This window comes from Planomicrobium soli, from assembly GCF_003014655.1.
In the GTDB taxonomy this organism is placed as follows: domain Bacteria; phylum Bacillota; class Bacilli; order Bacillales_A; family Planococcaceae; genus Planococcus; species Planococcus soli_B.
In genome coordinates this window covers 301,319-320,795 of the sequence record NZ_PYAT01000001.1, presented here as the reverse complement: position 1 = coordinate 320,795, position 19,477 = coordinate 301,319, and the positions used below count along the sequence as shown (strand labels likewise).

The following is a 19,477-nucleotide window of genomic DNA, read 5'->3' as shown; positions in this document are numbered from 1 at the left end:
ATGAGTTTTTTGGAAGTTTTGTATTTCATCGTTCCTTCAGCGATATTTTATGCTGCTCCTTTAATAATTGTAGCAATTGGCGGGGTATTCTCAGAAAGATCTGGAGTCGTCAATATCGGACTTGAAGGACTTATGGTAATCGGTGCCTTTATCGGTATTTTGTTTAATTTATTTTTTGCAGATACTTTCGGGAATGCAACTCCTTGGCTTGCACTAGTTGCAGCAATGGCAGCGGCGTTGCTTTTATCGCTTCTTCATGCGGTTGCGTCAATCTCTTTCCGTGCTGACCAAGTGGTTTCAGGGGTAGCCATTAACTTATTGGCTATTGCATTAGCGTTGTATTTAGTGAAGAAAATTTTCGGAAAAGGCCAAACGGATTTTATTACAGAGCGCTTTGGACGATACAACGTTCCGTTCTTGCAAGATATTCCGGTTATTGGCCCGATGTTCTTCAAATCAATTTACAATACATCTATCCTGGCAATCGGAATTGCCATTCTTGCATGGTTTGTCATCTATAAGACGCCATTTGGCCTGCGTCTCCGTTCAGTTGGAGAACATCCGATGGCTGCGGATACTATGGGAATCAACGTGAGCAAAATGCGTTATATCGCTGTAATGATTTCAGGGGCATTAGCAGGAGTCGGCGGCGCCATCTACGCTCAAACCATTTCGGGCGACTTCGGCCACGCAACGATCAACGGCCAAGGGTTTATGGCGCTTGCAGCGATGATTTTCGGCAAATGGCATCCGCTAGGTGCAATGGGGGCTGCGATTTTCTTTGGTTTCGCGCAATCTTTAAGTATTGCCGGCCCTTCCATTCCATATATTCAAGAAATACCAAGTGTATTTTTACTGATTCTGCCTTACGTTCTCACTATTTTAGCGCTTGCCGGTTTTATCGGCCGGGCAAATGCTCCAAAAGCCAGTGGAAAGCCTTACATTAAAGGAAACCGTTAATTTCTTTAGAAAGCCGTCGAAACGACGGCTTTTTTTGTGCCTGGAAAGGTATCGAAAAGAATCAGTGCAAAAGATTGAGAAAATGCGTCAGTTTATAATGCGCGTATTTTAAGTGTTCGTTTCTCTATCTTCTGGTCCATAGATAATTTCTGGCTTTCTTCGGTCGATTTCTTGCTAATTAGGCTAAACAGTCGCCCACGCTTTTCTTTATTTGCATTTAGTTAAAAAGGTTCGGTATAGTTAGAGGATGAACGATGAGAGGGGATTTTGTATGTTTCAAACGATAAGTATTGCTAAGGGCGTAAATATACACGTTAACCAAACTACCCAATTTAAGACGATAAATTTTTCCGTCCGGTTTAAAGATAGGTTGACGAAAGAAAAAGCGTCAGCACGATCAATTTTGGCAAATGTGCTTCAGCACAGCAATGAAGTTTATCCTTCTCATACTGCTTTACGGATGGTGCTCGATGATTTGTATGGGACTTCTCTATATATGGATTCAACCAAAAGAGGAAATGAGCATATTGTTACGTTGAATGTTGAAACAGTCAATGATGAATATTTATCGGAAACCGGTGTTTTGGAAAAAGTGATGAATTTGATGTATATTGTTTTGTTTAAGCCGAATTTTGAAGACGGCTTGTTCAAGCCATCTATTTTCGAACGGGAAAAAAGCTCCATTAAACAGCGAATTGAATCGTTGTTTGATGAAAAGACGCGCTATGCTCAGCAGCGCATGCTAGAACATGCATTGCCAGACCATCCGGCTTCAATCAGCCCGAACGGAACGATTGAAAATGTCGAGAGCATAACTAATGAACTACTAGTAGCAGAATACCGCAATATGATTGAAGAAAACGAAATCGAGATTTATGCGGTAGGAGATATACAACCGGAAGTGGTTTCTGCGTATATTAGTGAATATTTCCACTTCGGAAACCGGGAAAAACCGGCTGCAGCGCCTCTTTCTGAACTGAAAAAGCCGAAAGAGCCGCACGTACTGGAATTTGAAGATATGAAACAAGGAAAACTTCATATGGCTTTTTATACACCGATTACATTCCGCGATGAAAAATTTCCGATCATGCAATTGATGAATGGCATCTTCGGCGGCTATGCGCATTCCAAACTGTTTGTGAATATCCGGGAAAAAGAAAGTATGGCCTATTACGTATCAAGCTCTTATGCTTCCCAATTCGGTTTATTGTTTGTTCTGGCAGGAATTGATGCCAACTTGGAAGAGAAGGCAGTCAAATTGATTCTTGAACAATTGGATGAAGTGAAAAAAGGCAATATTTCCGATACTGAACTGGACCAGACGAAAGCGTTATTGACTAATCAGATGAAAGAAGCGCTGGATTCGGCTCGAGGCCAAATTGAAATATACGACCAATATATGGAACTATCCCATTCGTTTGCACCGGAAGATGTTATCACCAGATGGAAGAACGTAACAAAAGAAGAAATTGCTGAGGTTGCTCAGGACATCTCGTTGGAAATGACATACTTCTTATCAGGCAAAGGGGAGGATCTAAATGAATAAAGTTCGATTTGAGCAATTAGACGAAACGCTATACCATGAAAAGCTTGATAATGGTCTTGAAGTGTATATATTGCCTAAAAAAGGTTTTTCTAAAACGTTTGCAACGTTCACAACCAAATATGGATCGATCGACAATAATTTTGTACCTTTAGGAGAAACAGAACCGGTTAAAGTTCCTGATGGCATAGCCCATTTTCTTGAGCACAAAATGTTCGAAAAAGAAGAAGGCGACATTTTCCAGCAATTCAGTAAGCAAGGTGCTTCTGCGAACGCTTTTACATCGTTTACCCGGACGGCATACTTGTTTTCAGCAACCGATTTGATCGAGCAAAATGTTGAAACTTTATTGGACTTTGTTCAAGAACCGTATTTTACCGAGAAGACGGTGGAAAAAGAAAAAGGAATCATTGCGCAGGAAATCACCATGTATGATGACCAGCCAGACTGGCGCTTGTATTTCGGCATCATCGAAAATCTGTACAAAAACCATCCTGTGAAAATTGATATTGCCGGAACCGTAGAATCCATTCAGGACATTACAGCGGAACATCTTTACACTTGCTACCATACGTTTTATCATCCGTCCAACATGATGTTGTTTATTGTCGGATCTGTTGATCCGGAGAGTATGATGGATTTGGTAAAAGAAAACCAAGCGAAAAAAACGTTTGAAAACCCGGAAGATATTGTCCGTATTTATCCGGAAGAACCAGTGGAAGCAGCGATCAAAGAACGGACACTTGAGATGAGCGTCCAAAAACCGAAAGTTTTTGTTGGCATTAAACCTGAAGTGCTGAATTTATCGGGTCCACAAATGTTAAAGCATGAACTGGCGGCTCAGCTGGCGTTTGAGTTGTTATTTGGCCGCACTTCTGATTTTTACCATCATGCATACGAAAGCGGTTTGATCGATGAATCGTATTCATTCGATTTTTCATTAGAGAACGGCTTTGGCTATGCACTGATTGGATCCGACACCCAAGAACCGGAAGCGTTGGCTGCTGAAATTCAAAACACTGTGCAACGTGCATTGGAGCTATGGCCATTCGGGCAAGCAGATCTAGACCGTGTACGGAGAAAAAAAATAGGCTTTTTCCTGAGAGCCCTTAATTCACCGGAATATATTGCCAACCAGTTTACCCGTTATGCATTTAATGATATGAATTTATTCGATGTGGTTCCTACGCTCGAGACAATAGATGTCAAAGATCTGCAAACCGCTTTTTATACAGTTAGCTTGGAAAGCCAGCGATCCGTCTTCACCATCGTTCCGCCAAAAAAGGATAACAAATGAAACGGTTTGCCGTTGTCCTCGGAGCTTCCGGGGAAATCGGGGAACACATAGCACGCCAACTTGCAGAAGCCAATTGGTCCTTGTATCTGCACTGGAACTCGGAACCGCTTGACACACTGGTAAAGGAACTGGAAATCCAGTATCCGGGACAGGAATTCATACCGCTAAGAGCGGATTTTTCCAAGAACGGCTCAGGTGAAGAGCTAGCAAAACTTATTTTTGATGCTTCGTGCGTTATTGTGGCAAGCGGACATGCACTATACAAAATGCTCATTGATACATCAGAAGCTGATTTGGAGGATTTATGGCAAGTGCATTTAAAAAATCCGGTAAGCGCAATCCGCCATATTTCCTCTTATTTTCATCGGCACCCAAAGACATATGTTGTTTTTATTTCTTCTATCTGGGGAGAGATTGGTGCTTCGATGGAAACGGCGTATTCAGCTGTGAAAGGTGCGCAGTTGGCGTTTGTCAAAGCGTATGCAAAAGAAATGTCGGCGTCCGGAACGCGTGTCAATGCCATTTCCCCTGGATTTATAGCAACAAAAATGAATCGCTCGTGGTCTGAAGAAGAGCTGAGGGCGATTGAAGAAGAAATTCCGCTCGGTCTTGGAACTCCCAAAGACGTTGCGGATGCAGTGGACTTTCTAGTGAACGGCAAAGCCGACTACCTGACCGGCCAAGTTTTGCGGGTCAATGGCGGCTGGCATATGTAAGATTGGCATTGCATTGCTCCTATAGTCCCCCTTTTCTTGACGCGGTAAATCCGCTATTATAAGAGGGGGGAACTAATGAGCCGCTACTCCGAAGTGAAAGGACGGATGATCAGTGAGAGAATGGTATTTCGAATACGAAATTCAAGTGAATCGTCCCGGTTTATTAGGAGATATTGCTTCACTCCTCGGTATGCTGCGCGTAAATATTGTAACGATCAACGGCGTAGACCAAGGCAGGCGCGGAATGCTCTTGCGTGCAGAACATGATGTTCAGCTTGAACGTTTTGAGCAAATTGTGTCTACAATTGAGACTATTGTCGTGACTAAGTTCCGCGAACCGAAATTGCGTGATATTTTAGCTGTCCGCCATGGACGGTATATACAACGGGATGCGGATGACCGCAAGACGTTTCGTTTTGTAAGGGACGAACTGGGGCTTTTGGTGGACTTTATGGCAGAGATTTTCAAGCAGGAAGGCCATAAATTAGTTGGCTTGCGTGGAATGCCAAGGGTCGGGAAAACCGAGTCGATTGTCGCTGCCAGCGTTAGTGCGAACAAAAAGTGGATTTTTCTGTCCTCTACAATGATCAAGCAAACGGTGCGCAATCAGTTGATGGGCGATGAACGAAGTGGCAATAATATTTTTATATTGGACGGCATTGTAACGCGTAAGGCTTCAGATGAACGCCATATGCAGCTTGTAAGAGAAATGATGCGTATGCCGACCATCAAAGTTGTTGAACATCCGGATATGTTTGTTCAACAATCAGATTACAGCATTGAGGATTTTGATTACATTATTGAGTTGCGCCATCATCCTGATGAAAAAATTACATATGAAGTTTTGGAGAAAAACGATTTTTTGAATGAAAATAACCAGACCGATATGTTTGGTGGATTTAACTTTTAGGTAGGCAGGTGGTCGTGTTGAGTGAACTGGGAACTCGTTTAAAAGAAGCGAGAGTTGCAAAAGGTTATAGTTTGGAAGATTTGCAAGGAGTTACAAAAATTCAAAAACGCTATTTGGCTGGAATAGAGCAAGGCGATTACAGTATGATGCCAGGACCTTTCTATGTACGGGCGTTTATCAAGCAATATGCGGAAGCGGTCGGCTTGAATTCAGACGAGTTATTGGAACAGCATAAAGCGGAAGTACCGGAAAAAGCAAAAGAAGACGTCCGGCCGCCTCTTGCTCCACCGACGCCTTCACGCAGGCAAACGTTTGCTAAAAGTTCTTCTAGCGGAATCGGTGAAGTGATGCCGAAAATCATTGTTGCTTTATTTATTGTTGTGATCATCGGGGTTGTCTGGTTTTTCTATCAGTTTCTTGCTAAAAACGATCCGACAGAACAAGTGACAGAAGAAGACGGTATGCAATACGAAGAGCCGACAACTTCTGAAGAAGAGGAAGCCCCGGCAACTGAGGAAGAACCTGCAGAAGAAGAGGCTTCAGAAGAGCCAGCAGAAGAAGAAGAACCAGCCGTAAGCCTGGAAGAATTAGAAACAGCGGGTGAAACAACCACTTATACATTTACAGGGCCGGCAGAACGGGAAATGGAAATCAGCGCTTCTGGTGCTTCGTGGGTATCGGCAACCGATCAAGACCGAAAAGAATTGATGAATCCAGCCCGTACGATGCAGGATGGCGACAGCGAAACCCTTAATTTAGAAGGGGTTACGCAAGTGCGCGTCCGCATTGGAGCTACGAACAATGTAACATTGACCGTTAACAATGAACCGGTCGAGTATTCGCAAGATACTATAACTCAAAATATTGTGATTCGATTTGAAGACGCAGAATAGCCATCAACAGATGGCTATTTTTCTTGATAGGCAGAAAGGAGGGGCATAAATGAATATTCCAAACCAGATTACCATATCCCGTATCTTGCTGATTCCAATTTTTATGGCGGTCATGCTGATTGATTTCGGGTGGGGTAATATCGCTTTCCTTGGAGCGGAAATGGGAGTTAATCAATTTTTAGGTGCTTTGATTTTTCTCTTCGCTTCTCTGACAGATTGGGTAGATGGGTACTATGCAAGGAAATACAATTTGGTGACAACTTTCGGGAAATTTTTAGATCCACTTGCTGATAAGTTATTGGTTTCAGCAGCTTTCATAATATTGGTGGAAATGAATCTTGCTCCGTCGTGGATTGTCATTTTAATCATTAGCCGGGAGTTTGCCGTTACTGGTTTACGTCTTGTATTGGCGGGGGAAGGCGAAGTAGTAGCGGCGGGCTGGCTCGGAAAAATCAAAACTACAGCTCAGATTATCGCTATCGCCACTTTGTTGCTTCATAATCCAATATTTGCGTGGGTTGATTTCCGCTTCGATGTTGCTATGCTTTATATCGCATTAATTTTTACGCTTTGGTCCGGTTGGGATTATTTTTACGTGAACCGCCGGGCATTAATGGCTTCCAAATAAGTTTCCCTAAGCAAACGTAAATTTCCCGCTTTGACGGGGCAGAAGGAGTGGTCACGAATGAATGCAGAAATTATTGCAGTTGGATCTGAACTATTATTAGGGCAAATCACAAATTCGAATGCGCGTTTTTTGTCGAGCCATCTAGCGGAACTCGGCATTAATGTCTATTACCACACCGTTGTCGGAGACAACGCCGACCGTCTGAAAGATGCCATCGAGATTGCCGAAAGCCGCGCAGATCTGATCATCTTTACAGGCGGGCTTGGCCCGACAAAAGATGATTTGACAAAAGAGACAATTGCCAAACATCTCGGCACTACCCTTGCAATGGACGAAGAGGCGCTAGTGTCCATCGTGGCGTTTTTCGAGCGTGCAGGCCGATTCATGACAGAAAACAATAAAAAACAGGCGCTCGTCTTAAAAGGCAGTGAAGTGCTTGTCAATCATCACGGGATGGCACCAGGCATGTTATACAAAACCGACAGCCATCACTATATATTGCTTCCAGGGCCACCGAAAGAAATGGAGCCGATGTTCCAATTCGAGGCAAAGCCGAAGCTTGCGAAACTTCTAAACAAAGAAGACGTTATCTTGTCCCATGTGCTGCGTTTTTATGGCATAGGAGAAGCGGAGCTGGAAGATCGCCTTCAAGATATATTAGACAATCAAACCAATCCGACCATTGCGCCTCTTGCTTCTGATGGTGAAGTGACACTTCGGATTACGGCAAAAACCAATACGGAACAAGAAGCCTGGACCTTGATTGATGGCGCTAAAGCCCAGATACTGGAACGGGTCGGCCAGTATTTGTATGGCTATGACGATGATTCTCTCGCATCAAAAGCAGTGGAAATGCTGAAAGAACAAGGGAAAACCATTTCAGCGGCTGAAAGTTTGACTGCAGGTTTGTTCCAATCTGAACTTGCTTCTGTGCCAGGAGCGAGTGCTGTATTAGCCGGCGGAGTGATCACTTATAACGAAGAAATGAAGAAAGCGCATTTAGGCGTGTCGGAGGACTTGTTGACAGAATACGGTGTAGTGAGTGAGCAGACTGCTTTAGCTATGGCAGATGGGGCTCGGGAAAAATTCAATACTGATATCAGTGTTAGTTTGACCGGAGCTGCTGGTCCGGATGCTCATGGAGACCAGCCGGCAGGAACAGTCTGGATCGGCATCGCAACTGCAGAAGATACAACGGCTTACCGTCTTCAATTGTCAGGAATGCGCAACACTAACCGCTTAAGGGCAGTTAAATTAGCTTTATCTTATACAATACGAACTCTTACAGAAGGCAACGCACGCAAAATTTAATTTTGTGTGCGTTTTTTCGTTCAAATTCTGATTTTACCCTGTTAAAAGGGGGTAAATATAAGATAAGTGAACAAAAAACCGAATAAACGTTCGCTTTTTTCTTGTGTATTTCTCAAAAACCTAGTATACTAGAGACAGGTAGAAAAAATGGTTTTAATTAGAGGAGGATTTCTTTTGAGCGATCGTAAAGCAGCGTTGGAAATGGCGTTAAAAGGGATAGAAAAACAATTTGGTAAAGGTTCTGTCATGAAATTGGGAGAACAAAGCGACCGTAATGTATCTTCGGTTTCAAGTGGTTCATTGGCCCTTGATTCAGCACTTGGAATAGGCGGATATCCGCGGGGACGCATTATTGAAGTTTACGGACCTGAAAGTTCAGGTAAAACTACAGTTTCCCTTCATGCAATTGCAGAAGTTCAAGCGGCGGGCGGAACTGCAGCTTTCATCGATGCAGAGCATGCATTAGATCCACTTTATGCGCAAAAACTTGGTGTTAATATTGATGAATTGTTGCTGTCGCAGCCGGATACAGGAGAGCAGGCGCTTGAAATTGCTGAAGCTCTTGTGCGAAGCGGTGCGATTGATATCGTGGTTGTCGACTCGGTTGCGGCACTTGTGCCAAAAGCTGAGATCGAAGGGGAAATGGGCGACTCGCATATGGGTCTGCAAGCACGTCTAATGTCTCAAGCTCTCCGTAAATTATCAGGAGTTGTAAACAAATCGAATACGATTCTGCTATTCATTAACCAAATCCGCGAAAAAATCGGTGTTATGTTTGGTAACCCTGAAACTACGCCTGGCGGACGCGCTTTGAAGTTCTATTCATCTGTTCGTTTGGAAGTCCGTCGTGCAGAGGCGCTAAAATCCGGAGCGGAAATAATCGGTAACAGAACGAAGATCAAGATTGTGAAGAACAAGGTTGCGCCACCGTTCCGTACAGCTGAAGTAGACATCATGTACGGTAAAGGAATTTCGCGTGAAGGTGAAATTGTTGATATTGGTTCAGAACTGGATATCATCCAAAAAAGCGGTTCTTGGTACTCTTATAACGAAGAACGTATCGGCCAAGGACGTGAAAACGCTAAGCAATTCCTGCTTGCGAATCCGGAGATCCGCAACGATATCGCAAACAAAATTCGGGAATCTTATGGCATGGCTGCAGCATCATATACAATTGCTGCTAAGAAAGAAGAAGAGCCGGAAGATTTCGGCCTATTGATCGACGACGAGGAATAAGAACAGGACTGATTTGTCCTAATACTGCTTAAAAGCCGTTCAGCCAAAGCGCTGAACGGCTTTTTTGTATCGGCAACTGTAGGTTCAGCATTTGGAGATCTCTGTCGTAAGAACTATTGCGGGAGATTCAAGGTCATTCGCATTCCACGGACAGGAATTCAGTGGACAGCTCCAATACCTAACCTTCAGAGTCTTCGGTCTTGAACCCATGGCAAGGGATGCCGTGGTCTTCAAGCCCTCCAGCGCTTGTCGGGACTGACCTGGCACTTCCGCTTTTCTTGTCTAGACTTCAGCGGACAGATTCTCGGGGCATAAGCCGTTTCGGCTGTCCAGTCTTCAGTGCCTAGCGCTTCGGGTCAAAAGCCGCCTTGTCTGTGTGGCAAAGGACGCCACTTCGCCAATTCGTCTTCTGCCTGTCAGAGCTGAACAGGCACTTTTGCTTTTCTGAGCTATGCGGCAAAAAGCGCCGCTTTGCCAAACCGGCTTATGCCCATCGAATCTATACGTCCGCCTCCGCTTTTCACTAGCTCCATGGGTTGACACGATATAAGTCCATCTATACAATTAAAATTGTATAATTTAATTTTTTTTAAACGTTTTATAGGTAAAAAATCTTTGATTATTCATTTTTTGAAATTGTTTTACGAATAGCAAGAGGAGGTGTCCGAATGGGTTTTACTGAGATCATCTTCGCTTTGCTTGGCCTCATCGTCGGTGTAGTTGTTGGATATTTTGCGTTAAAAAAATCAAACGATTCCAAAGTGGCAGGCGCCAAAAACTCGGCAGAGCAGATTATTGAAGATGCAAAACGAGAAGCAGAAGCGCTGAAAAAAGAAGCCTTATTGGAAGCGAAAGACGAAAATCATAAATTGCGTACTGAACAAGAATCTGAAATTCGGGAACGCCGATCTGAACTACAAAGACAAGAGAATCGGTTGTTGCAGAGAGAAGAAAATTTAGATCGCAAGGATGATGCTTTAAACAAAAGAGAAGCGAGTCTTGAACGCAAAGACGAAGCGCTCGCAGAAAAACAACAGCATATTGGACAGATGGAGAGCAGAGCTGAAGAACTAGTCCGCCAGCAACAGGCTGAAATGGAACGCATTTCCGCTTTAACACGCGAAGAAGCGAAGGGCATCATCTTGCAGGAAGTTGAAAACGAACTTTCAACGGATATTGCAGCGATGATCAAAGAAACCGAAGCGCGTGCGAAAGAGGAGTCGGACAAGAAAGCCAAGAACATTCTTTCGTTGGCAATGCAGCGTTTTGCAGCAGACCACGTAGCAGAAACGACCGTTTCTGTGGTTAACTTGCCGAATGACGAAATGAAAGGCCGCATTATCGGGCGTGAAGGCCGGAATATCCGGACGCTTGAGACCTTGACGGGTATTGATTTGATTATTGACGATACACCTGAAGCGGTCATTTTATCCGGTTTTGATCCAATCCGCCGCGAAACAGCGCGTCTGGCACTTGAGAAATTAGTGTCCGATGGCCGTATACACCCGGCGCGCATTGAAGAGATGGTTGAGAAGTCAAGACGCGAAGTAGACGAACAAATCCGCGAAATTGGGGAACAAACCACTTTCGATGTAGGCGTCCATAATCTGCATCCGGACTTGATCAAGATTTTAGGACGTTTGCGTTACCGCACAAGCTACGGCCAGAATGTTTTGAAGCATTCTGTTGAAGTAGCCTTCCTCTCCGGCTTAATGGCAGCAGAACTTGGCGAAGATGTCACTTTGGCAAGACGTGCTGGCCTTCTTCACGATATCGGGAAAGCCATCGACCATGAAGTAGAAGGAAGCCACGTTGAAATTGGCGTGGAACTAGGAACGAAATACAAAGAGCATCCGGTTGTCATCAACAGTATTGCTTCCCACCATGGAGACACAGAACCGACGTCGATTATCTCGGTAATTGTCGCAGCAGCTGATGCTTTATCGGCAGCACGTCCAGGTGCCCGAAGCGAAACGCTGGAAAATTACATCCGCCGCCTTGAAAAACTTGAAGAGATTTCCGAATCGTATGAAGGCGTTGAGAAATCATTCGCGATTCAAGCTGGGCGTGAAATTCGCATCATGGTCCGCCCGGAACAAATCGATGACATGACAGCGCACCGACTTGCACGTGATATCCGTAAACGGATTGAAGAAGAGCTGGATTATCCTGGCCACATCAAAGTTACGGTGATTCGGGAAACAAGAGCAGTTGAATACGCAAAATAATACGATAAAGGCTTCGATGAATGTCTATTCAAAGAAGCCTTTTTCTTATGGGAAAAGGTGAAGGCATGAAAATATTATTTATCGGCGATATCGTCGGCTCTATTGGCAGAGATGCTTTGGAATCTTATTTACCCCGTTTGAAGCGGAAATATGCACCGGACGTAGTAATTGCAAACGGTGAAAATGCCGCAGCTGGTCGCGGCATTACAAAAGCGATTTATCAGGACTTATTGTTTATGGGTGTGGACATGGTGACGATGGGCAACCATACATGGGACCAAAAAGAAATTTTCGATTTTATCGATGAAGTGGATTACTTGATCCGTCCTGCAAACTTTTCAGAAGAGGCGCCCGGGCGCGGAATGGCGACCGTCACGAAAAACGGCCAAACCTTATCTGTCATCAACTTACATGGACGTGTGTTCCTGCCGCCGCATGAAGACCCGTTTAAGACGGTAGACGATTTGATAGAAGAAGCAAAAGCCGTTTCGCCGCTCGTTTTTGTTGATTTCCATGCAGAAGCGACCAGTGAGAAAATCGCCATGGGCTGGCATTTGGATGGCCGCGCGTCAGTTGTCGTTGGTACCCATACGCATGTCCAAACAGCTGATGCACGTATTTTGCCAAAAGGGACTGCTTTTATCTCGGATGTCGGGATGACCGGCCCTTACGATGAAATTTTGGGAATGACGAAAGAATCAGTTTTGTACCGTTTTAAAACCAATATGCCGACGCGCTTTGAAGTGCCGAAAAAAGGACGCTCGGTTGTCAGTGGTTTCTTTACTGAAGTGGACGATCAAACCGGCAAAGCCACTTCGTTTGAGCGTATTTACATCAATGATGATTATCCGTTCCAAAGCTGAAAACGGCTTCTTGTCGATTCTCCGACAATTAAGATGCACGCCTTGTAGTGCGGTGGTCTTATTCAGTATAATAAGGTATTGATTGAAAGGGGTTTTTTCATGAATGAGGAACAGCGATTACAGTCAACTCAAGTGGCAGCGACACCGGTAAAGCCTGAAAAGGATTACAGCCAGTACTTCCAAAGCGTTTACACACCGCCTTCTTTAAAGGATGCCAAAAAACGCGGTAAAGAAGAAGTCGCTTATTTTGATAATTTTAAGATTGATCCAAGGTTTGCGGACATGGGCAAAGGACGCAAATTTTATATCCGTACTTACGGCTGTCAAATGAATGAGCACGATACGGAAGTTATAGCCGGCATCTTGATGCAGCTTGGCTATGAAACTACAGATACCGTGGACGATGCAAACGTCATCCTGTTGAATACATGCGCCATTCGTGAAAACGCCGAAAATAAAGTGTTCGGTGAACTTGGCCATTTGAAACACTTAAAGGTCGAAAACCCGGATTTATTGATTGGGGTATGCGGCTGCATGTCGCAAGAAGAATCGGTCGTCAATAAAATTTTGAAGACTTACGACCAAGTCGATATGATTTTTGGAACCCACAACATCCACCGGTTGCCGGAGATTTTGAACGAAGCATACATGTCCAAAGAAATGGTCATCGATGTTTGGTCAAAAGAAGGCGATGTGATCGAGAACTTGCCGAAAGTGCGCAAAGGCAAAATTAAAGCTTGGGTAAACATCATGTATGGTTGCGATAAGTTCTGCACATATTGCATCGTGCCTTATACGCGCGGCAAAGAGCGTTCACGCCGCCCTGCGGATATCATTCAGGAAGTCCGGCATTTGGCTGCACAAGGCTATAAGGAAGTTACGCTTCTTGGGCAGAACGTCAATGCTTACGGCAAGGATTTTACCGATATCAGCTATAATCTAGGCGATTTGATGGACGAATTGCGAACAATCGACATTCCTCGCATTCGCTTTACAACAAGCCATCCGCGCGATTTTGACGATTACTTGATCGAAGTGCTCGCAAAAGGCGGAAATCTTGTCGACCATATCCATTTGCCTGTACAATCAGGTTCGACAAGCATGCTGAAAATCATGGCACGGAAATATTCACGCGAGCATTACCTGGAGCTTGTCCGAAAAATACGCGAAGCGATTCCAAACGTTTCATTAACAACCGATATCATTGTAGGTTTTCCGAACGAAACTGAAGAACAATTTGAAGAAACTTTGTCGTTGTTCAAAGAAGTCGGCTATGAAATGGCGTTTACATATATCTATTCGCCAAGAGAAGGAACTCCGGCAGCGAAAATGGAAGACAATGTGCCAATGGAAGTGAAAAAAGAACGCCTGCAGCGCTTGAACGCAGTCGTCAACGAATATGCAGCGGCAGCCATGAAAAAATATGATGGACAAATTGTCGAAGTGCTAGTCGAAGGAGAAAGCAAGAAAAATCCGGATGTCTTGTCGGGGTATACGGCGAAAAACAAACTGGTGAATTTTGTCGGGCCCAAGTCCATCATTGGTCAGCTTGTCAAAGTGAAAATAACTACAACAAAAACATGGTCCTTAAACGGTGAACTACTGGAAGTCGTTTCAGGCCAAGAAGTGGGTGTCTAATCGAATGGCATATTCAAAAGAAGAAATTATTGCAAAAGCCCGTGAAGTGGCAAATATGATCGCTGAAACGGAAGAAGTGGAATTTTTCAAACGTGCAGAAGCGCAAATCAACGAAAATCAGCAAATCCGTGAAAAAATCGCGAGTTTGAAAAGCTTGCAAAAACAAGCGGTCAACTTTCAGGCATACGGAAAAGAACGCGCATTGGAATTGATTGAAGGCAAAATCAAGAAAATTGAAGAAGAAATTGATGCGGTGCCGATTGTCCAGGAATTCAAGCAATCGCAAACAGATGTCAATTCCCTTCTTCAAATGGTCTCTACAGCCATTGCCAACCAAGTGACGAACAAAATCATCACGGATACAGGCGGCGACATTCTGCGCGGCGAAACCGGCTCGAAAGTGGAAGCCAGCAAACCAAAGAAATTGTCCTAAGAAAAGCGAACTAGAAATATAAAAACTGAAAGAGCAACTGCTCTTTCAGTTTTTTCTTTTCCCCTCTGATTTTTGCTATAATGAAGGAATAAAGAACGACTCACTCGGCAGAGGACAAAACTTCCATTGAGTGATGAGTGTTCTGAACGGACTTTTACGGTCAGTTGACCTCCTGTTTGTCAAAGGGGAAGTTTATTGACCGTCTAAGCAAGATAACGAAATACCGTGAAAGAGGTTTTAAAATGGCACCGACACCAATGATCCAACAATATTTGCAAGTAAAGGCCGAATACCAGGACGCGTTTTTGTTTTTCCGCCTCGGGGATTTTTATGAAATGTTTTACGATGATGCAATAAAGGCGTCACAGCTTCTTGAAATTACCTTGACAAGCCGTGGAGGGAACGGCGATGACCGCATTCCAATGTGCGGTGTTCCCCACCATGCTGCGCAGAACTATATCGACCAATTGATTCAAAAAGGGCACAAAGTGGCTATTTGTGAACAAGTGGAAGATCCGAAACTGACAAAGGGCGTTGTGAAGCGGGAAGTTGTCCGGCTCGTCACGCCCGGAACGCATACAGAAGGGAAAAGCATCGATTCAAAGTCCAATCATTTTATTGCGGCTGCTGAAGAACTTGAAGGCGGCTTTTCCTTGTCGTATGTCGACATCAGCACCGGAGAAGCTACGGCTACATACATAACGGGAGCTGGCCAGGCGCTCCTGCAGGAATTGCAGTCTCTCCACATCCGGGAGCTTGTCGTCTCGGACCAATTGTTTCTCTTGTTGAATGAAGAAGCGCAGGATGTGGTGCTGTCGATCGAGCCGATGGAATTTTCCTACGCTGCAGATGAAACACTGCTTGCAGAATGCCCGGAAGAGCTGAAGATGGGCTGTCGCCGCCTGTTAACGTATATTGCAAGAACACAACAGCAATCGCTGCAGCACATCCAGACCTTTTCTTTCAACGAAAATGGCCAGTTGCTGACAATCGACTTCCACTCCAAACGCAATCTGGAACTATTGCAGTCGATTCGCGGAGGAGAAGCAAAAGGTACGCTTCTTTGGCTGCTCGATGAAACAGTAACGGCAATGGGCAGCAGAAAGCTCAAACAATGGCTTCATCAGCCGCTTGCCAATAGACGAATGATCGAAGGGCGTCAGCAATTGGTGGAAGCGCTGATTTCCCAGTATTTCACGCGAGTGGAGTTACAGGGATTGTTAAAAGAAGTTTATGATTTGGAACGTCTGAGCGGACGCATAGCTTTTGGCAGCGCAAGCGGCCGAGATCTCGCCCAACTGCGCAGTTCCCTCGAGAAAGTTCCTGCCATTGCAAGCGAACTCGCTAATTCTGGAAGTGAAAGATTAACTGCTTTCGGTGAAAAGTTGGACCGTTGCGGCGAGGTATGTGAGCTCTTGGAAGCCATCAGTGAAAATCCGCCTTTGTCTGCAAAAGAAGGGGGCATTATCCGCGAAGGTTTTAACGAAAAGCTGGACCAGTTCCGCTATGCATCTCGCAACGGCAAAGACTGGATCGCAGAACTTGAACAAAGAGAACGCCAATTGACAGGCATCAAATCGCTGAAGATCGGCTATAACCGAATCTTTGGCTATTATATAGAAGTGTCGAAAGCGAATATGCATTTGGCCGATTTGGAGCGTTATGAAAGAAAACAGACGCTGGCAAATGCAGAACGCTATATTACACCAGAATTAAAAGAAAAAGAAGCGCTTATTTTGACTGCGGAAGAAGAAAGCTTGTCGCTGGAATATGAATTGTTCGTCCAAATTCGTGATGAAGTAAAGCAGTATATATCACGCATCCAAAAGCTTGCGTCGACTTTAAGCGAATTGGATGTATATGTGAGCTTCTCGAATGTCGCTGAAAAATACCGCTTTGTTAAACCGGAATTTAATGACTCAAGGGAAATTTCAATAATTGACGGACGGCATCCGGTCGTCGAAAAAATGCTTAACAAACAGCATTACGTCCCGAACGATTGTGTGCTGACCGAACAGCAGAATATGATGCTGATTACTGGACCGAATATGTCCGGTAAAAGTACATACATGCGCCAAGTGGCCTTGACCATCGTCTTGGCACAGATTGGCAGCTATGTACCGGCAGAATCCGCCAATTTGCCGATTGTCGATCAGATTTTCACCCGAATCGGTGCGGCGGATGATCTCGTTTCCGGACAAAGTACGTTCATGGTCGAAATGCTTGAATCGCAATACGCTATCACACATGCAACGGACCGCAGTCTTTTGCTATTTGATGAAATCGGACGGGGGACCTCCACTTATGACGGCATGGCGCTTGCGCAGTCGATGATTGAATATATCCATGACCATATCGGGGCTAATACGCTGTTTTCAACGCATTATCATGAACTTACGGCATTGGACCAAACCCTGGACAAGTTGAACAACGTCCATGTTGCGGCTATGGAGCAGTCCGGCAAAGTGGTATTTCTGCACAAAGTAAAAAACGGTCCGGCTGATAAAAGTTACGGCATCCACGTTGCCGAACTGGCCAATTTACCGCAAGCAATACTTGGCCGTGCGCGCGATTTGTTAAAAAGCTTTGAAGAAGGAAAGAAACAGAAAGTCAGCCACGTCGAGCAACTGTCCTTTTTTGATGAACGGGATACCGATACTGAAGAAGTGCTCCAGGCGATCGCGGACGTCAATATTGCAGCGATGACGCCTCTACAATCACTGCAGCTGTTGAATGATTTGCAGGCGAAACTAAGCAAGAAAGGATGAGACGATGGGCCAGATTCGGTTGATGGAAGAAAACTTATCCAATAAAATTGCTGCGGGGGAAGTGGTGGAACGGCCGACTTCCGTCGTCAAGGAGTTGGTGGAGAACGCTATAGATGCCGGCAGCACGGCAATAGAAGTATTGCTGATTGAAGCAGGACTGACATCAATTCAAATTATCGACAATGGTGCCGGAATGGATGATGAAGATGCGCTGCTGTCATTTTCACGGCATGCAACGAGCAAAATCGCCAATGAACATGATTTATTCCGTATACGGACGCTCGGATTCCGGGGAGAAGCGCTTGCGAGTATTGCATCAGTCTCAAAAGTGACGCTTCATACGTCTACAGGCGAATCAGGTACCTTTCTCCGTCTAGAAGGCGGTCGCCTTGTGGAACACCGAGCCGGGTCTCTCCGTAAAGGAACCGACATCAAAATTGATCAGCTGTTTTTCAATACACCAGCCCGGCTGAAATACATGAAAACACTGCAGACAGAACTTGGGCACACCATTGACTTGCTCAATCGTTTTGCGTTAAGTTATCCAACGATTTCATTCAAGCTGGCCCATGATGGAAAGACCATTCTCCAAACAGCCGGAAGCGGTGAAATGAGACGGGTGCTTGCTGATATTTACGGCGTATCGATTGCTAAAAAAATGATACCGTTTGAAGGCCAGTCCCAGGATTATAAAATATCCGGATTTGCTTCCTTGCCGGAAATCACGCGCGCCAATAAAAACTATATTTCTTTGTTCGTTAACGGCCGCTGGGTCAAACACTACGCGATTGCCAATACGGTGCACCAGGCGTATCATACGTTTTTGCCGCTCGAGCGGCAGCCAATCGTGGTTCTCAATATTGTAGGGGACCCTTATTTGACGGATGTTAATGTCCATCCAGCGAAACAGCAGATTCGTTTGAGCAAAGAAAAAGAGTTGATGGAGCTGATCTATTCTTCCATTCGCCAAACGATCAGCGGTACAGTCCGGGCACCGGTTATTGAAAAAGAAAAACCGAAAGCGCCAAAACCTATGCCGTCTAAGCAGTTGGATATATGGAGAAGCACTTATACGGTGCAAGAACCGGTAGCGAAGCTCGATTCATTGGCATTGCCAAAAGAAGAACAAAAGACAAGCGAAGCGTTTGTAAGAGAGACAACTGATGAAATTAGAAGCGAGCCGGTTCCCCTTTTAAAAGAGCTTCAGATTGAAACAGCAGCAGAAGAGGTTTTGGAGGAGGTTGCGGAAGTGGAAGAGGAAACTCCGCAATTCCCGGAATTGGAAGTGGTTGGCCAGATCCACGGTACTTACATTGTGGCGCAAAGCAGCGACGGGTTTTACTTGATTGACCAACATGCGGCACAAGAACGCATCAAGTATGAATATTTCCGCGAAAAAGTAGGTCATATCGACGTTGCAGAGCGCCAGGCGCTGCTTTTGCCCATGACATTCCACTATAGCCGGGACGAAGCCTTGCGCTTGAAAGAAAATCTCGATGCATTACATGACAATGGAGTGTTTTTGGAAGAGTTCGGCGATACTTCTTTTATTGTCCGGGACCATCCAACATGGTTTCCAGCAGGATTTGAACAGGAAGTAGTCGAAGATTTGATCGAACAAGTTTTAAATGAACGGAAAGTGGACGTTAAAAAGCTGCGCGAAGATGCAGCAATCATGATGAGTTGCAAACGTTCGATAAAAGCGAATCATTATTTGCAGAAGCATGAAATGGAAAGGCTGCTTGCCGATTTGAAAGTGGCGGAGCAGCCGTTCACTTGTCCGCATGGAAGGCCGGTCATTATCCATTTTAAGACATACGACGTAGAAAAAATGTTCAAGCGCGTAATGTGATGCATTTTATCCTATTATCAAAACCGGGGAAGGAATAGAATCTTCTGCCGGGAAAGTTTCTCTTTATTTCTCATAAACTGTGTCACGCTGTTTTATCCTGAATCGGGAAGGGTAGAGCATTATAACAGGGTCTTTTTTCCCTTTACTGATTTATGAATTGCTGGATGAACCACAGCGAGGGAAGAAAATGCCATAACAACT

Annotated in this window: 15 protein-coding genes; all 15 read left to right on the top strand. The window is 44.7% G+C overall.

Annotation, left to right across the window (positions count from 1 at the left end; all coding sequences use genetic code 11):
* The gene (locus B0H99_RS01600; RefSeq protein WP_106531867.1) at positions 1–960 is read left to right on the top strand and encodes an ABC transporter permease; all 960 of its coding nucleotides are present in this window, start codon (positions 1–3) and stop codon (positions 958–960) included.
* Positions 961–1,231: 271 nt separating this feature from the next.
* Positions 1,232–2,506, top strand: a complete 1,275-nt coding sequence (yfmF, locus tag B0H99_RS01595) for an EF-P 5-aminopentanol modification-associated protein YfmF (protein ID WP_106531866.1) — start codon at positions 1,232–1,234, stop codon at positions 2,504–2,506.
* The gene (gene yfmH, locus B0H99_RS01590) at positions 2,499–3,800 is read left to right on the top strand and encodes an EF-P 5-aminopentanol modification-associated protein YfmH (protein ID WP_106531865.1); all 1,302 of its coding nucleotides are present in this window, start codon (positions 2,499–2,501) and stop codon (positions 3,798–3,800) included. The genes yfmF and yfmH overlap by 8 nt, the downstream gene beginning before the upstream one ends.
* Positions 3,797–4,516: an elongation factor P 5-aminopentanone reductase gene (gene ymfI, locus B0H99_RS01585; protein WP_106531864.1), complete on the top strand. Its 720-nt coding sequence runs from the start codon at positions 3,797–3,799 to the stop codon at positions 4,514–4,516. The genes yfmH and ymfI overlap by 4 nt, the downstream gene beginning before the upstream one ends.
* Before the next feature lie 112 nt (positions 4,517–4,628).
* Entirely contained in the window at positions 4,629–5,426 is a 798-nt protein-coding gene (locus tag B0H99_RS01580; RefSeq protein WP_106531863.1) for a YmfK family protein, read from the top strand.
* A 17-nt stretch (positions 5,427–5,443) separates the two neighbouring features.
* Positions 5,444–6,319 (top strand): helix-turn-helix domain-containing protein, encoded by an 876-nt coding sequence (locus B0H99_RS01575; RefSeq protein ID WP_106531862.1) that lies wholly within the window; start codon positions 5,444–5,446, stop codon positions 6,317–6,319.
* 49 nt (positions 6,320–6,368) lie between these two features.
* A complete protein-coding gene (gene pgsA / locus B0H99_RS01570; RefSeq protein ID WP_106531861.1) occupies positions 6,369–6,947 on the top strand; it encodes a CDP-diacylglycerol--glycerol-3-phosphate 3-phosphatidyltransferase in 579 nt (192 codons plus the stop codon).
* A 57-nt stretch (positions 6,948–7,004) separates the two neighbouring features.
* Positions 7,005–8,258 (top strand): competence/damage-inducible protein A, encoded by a 1,254-nt coding sequence (locus B0H99_RS01565; RefSeq protein WP_106531860.1) that lies wholly within the window; start codon positions 7,005–7,007, stop codon positions 8,256–8,258.
* Positions 8,259–8,432: 174 nt separating this feature from the next.
* Positions 8,433–9,494: a recombinase RecA gene (gene recA / locus B0H99_RS01560; RefSeq protein ID WP_106531859.1), complete on the top strand. Its 1,062-nt coding sequence runs from the start codon at positions 8,433–8,435 to the stop codon at positions 9,492–9,494.
* Positions 9,495–10,162: 668 nt separating this feature from the next.
* Positions 10,163–11,722: a ribonuclease Y gene (rny, locus tag B0H99_RS01555; protein ID WP_106531858.1), complete on the top strand. Its 1,560-nt coding sequence runs from the start codon at positions 10,163–10,165 to the stop codon at positions 11,720–11,722.
* A gap of 65 nt (positions 11,723–11,787) precedes the next feature.
* Entirely contained in the window at positions 11,788–12,585 is a 798-nt protein-coding gene (locus tag B0H99_RS01550; RefSeq protein ID WP_106532016.1) for a TIGR00282 family metallophosphoesterase, read from the top strand.
* Positions 12,586–12,684: 99 nt separating this feature from the next.
* Positions 12,685–14,223, top strand: a complete 1,539-nt coding sequence (miaB, locus tag B0H99_RS01545; RefSeq protein WP_106531857.1) for a tRNA (N6-isopentenyl adenosine(37)-C2)-methylthiotransferase MiaB — start codon at positions 12,685–12,687, stop codon at positions 14,221–14,223.
* Between the two features lie 4 nt (positions 14,224–14,227).
* Entirely contained in the window at positions 14,228–14,656 is a 429-nt protein-coding gene (locus B0H99_RS01540; RefSeq protein ID WP_106531856.1) for a YlbF/YmcA family competence regulator, read from the top strand.
* 242 nt (positions 14,657–14,898) lie between these two features.
* Positions 14,899–17,424 (top strand): DNA mismatch repair protein MutS, encoded by a 2,526-nt coding sequence (mutS, locus tag B0H99_RS01535; protein ID WP_106531855.1) that lies wholly within the window; start codon positions 14,899–14,901, stop codon positions 17,422–17,424.
* 4 nt (positions 17,425–17,428) lie between these two features.
* Positions 17,429–19,276 carry a DNA mismatch repair endonuclease MutL gene (gene mutL, locus B0H99_RS01530; RefSeq protein WP_106531854.1) on the top strand — a complete coding sequence of 616 codons (1,848 nt, stop codon included), beginning with the start codon at positions 17,429–17,431 and terminating at the stop codon, positions 19,274–19,276.
* Positions 19,277–19,477: the final 201 nt, after the last annotated feature.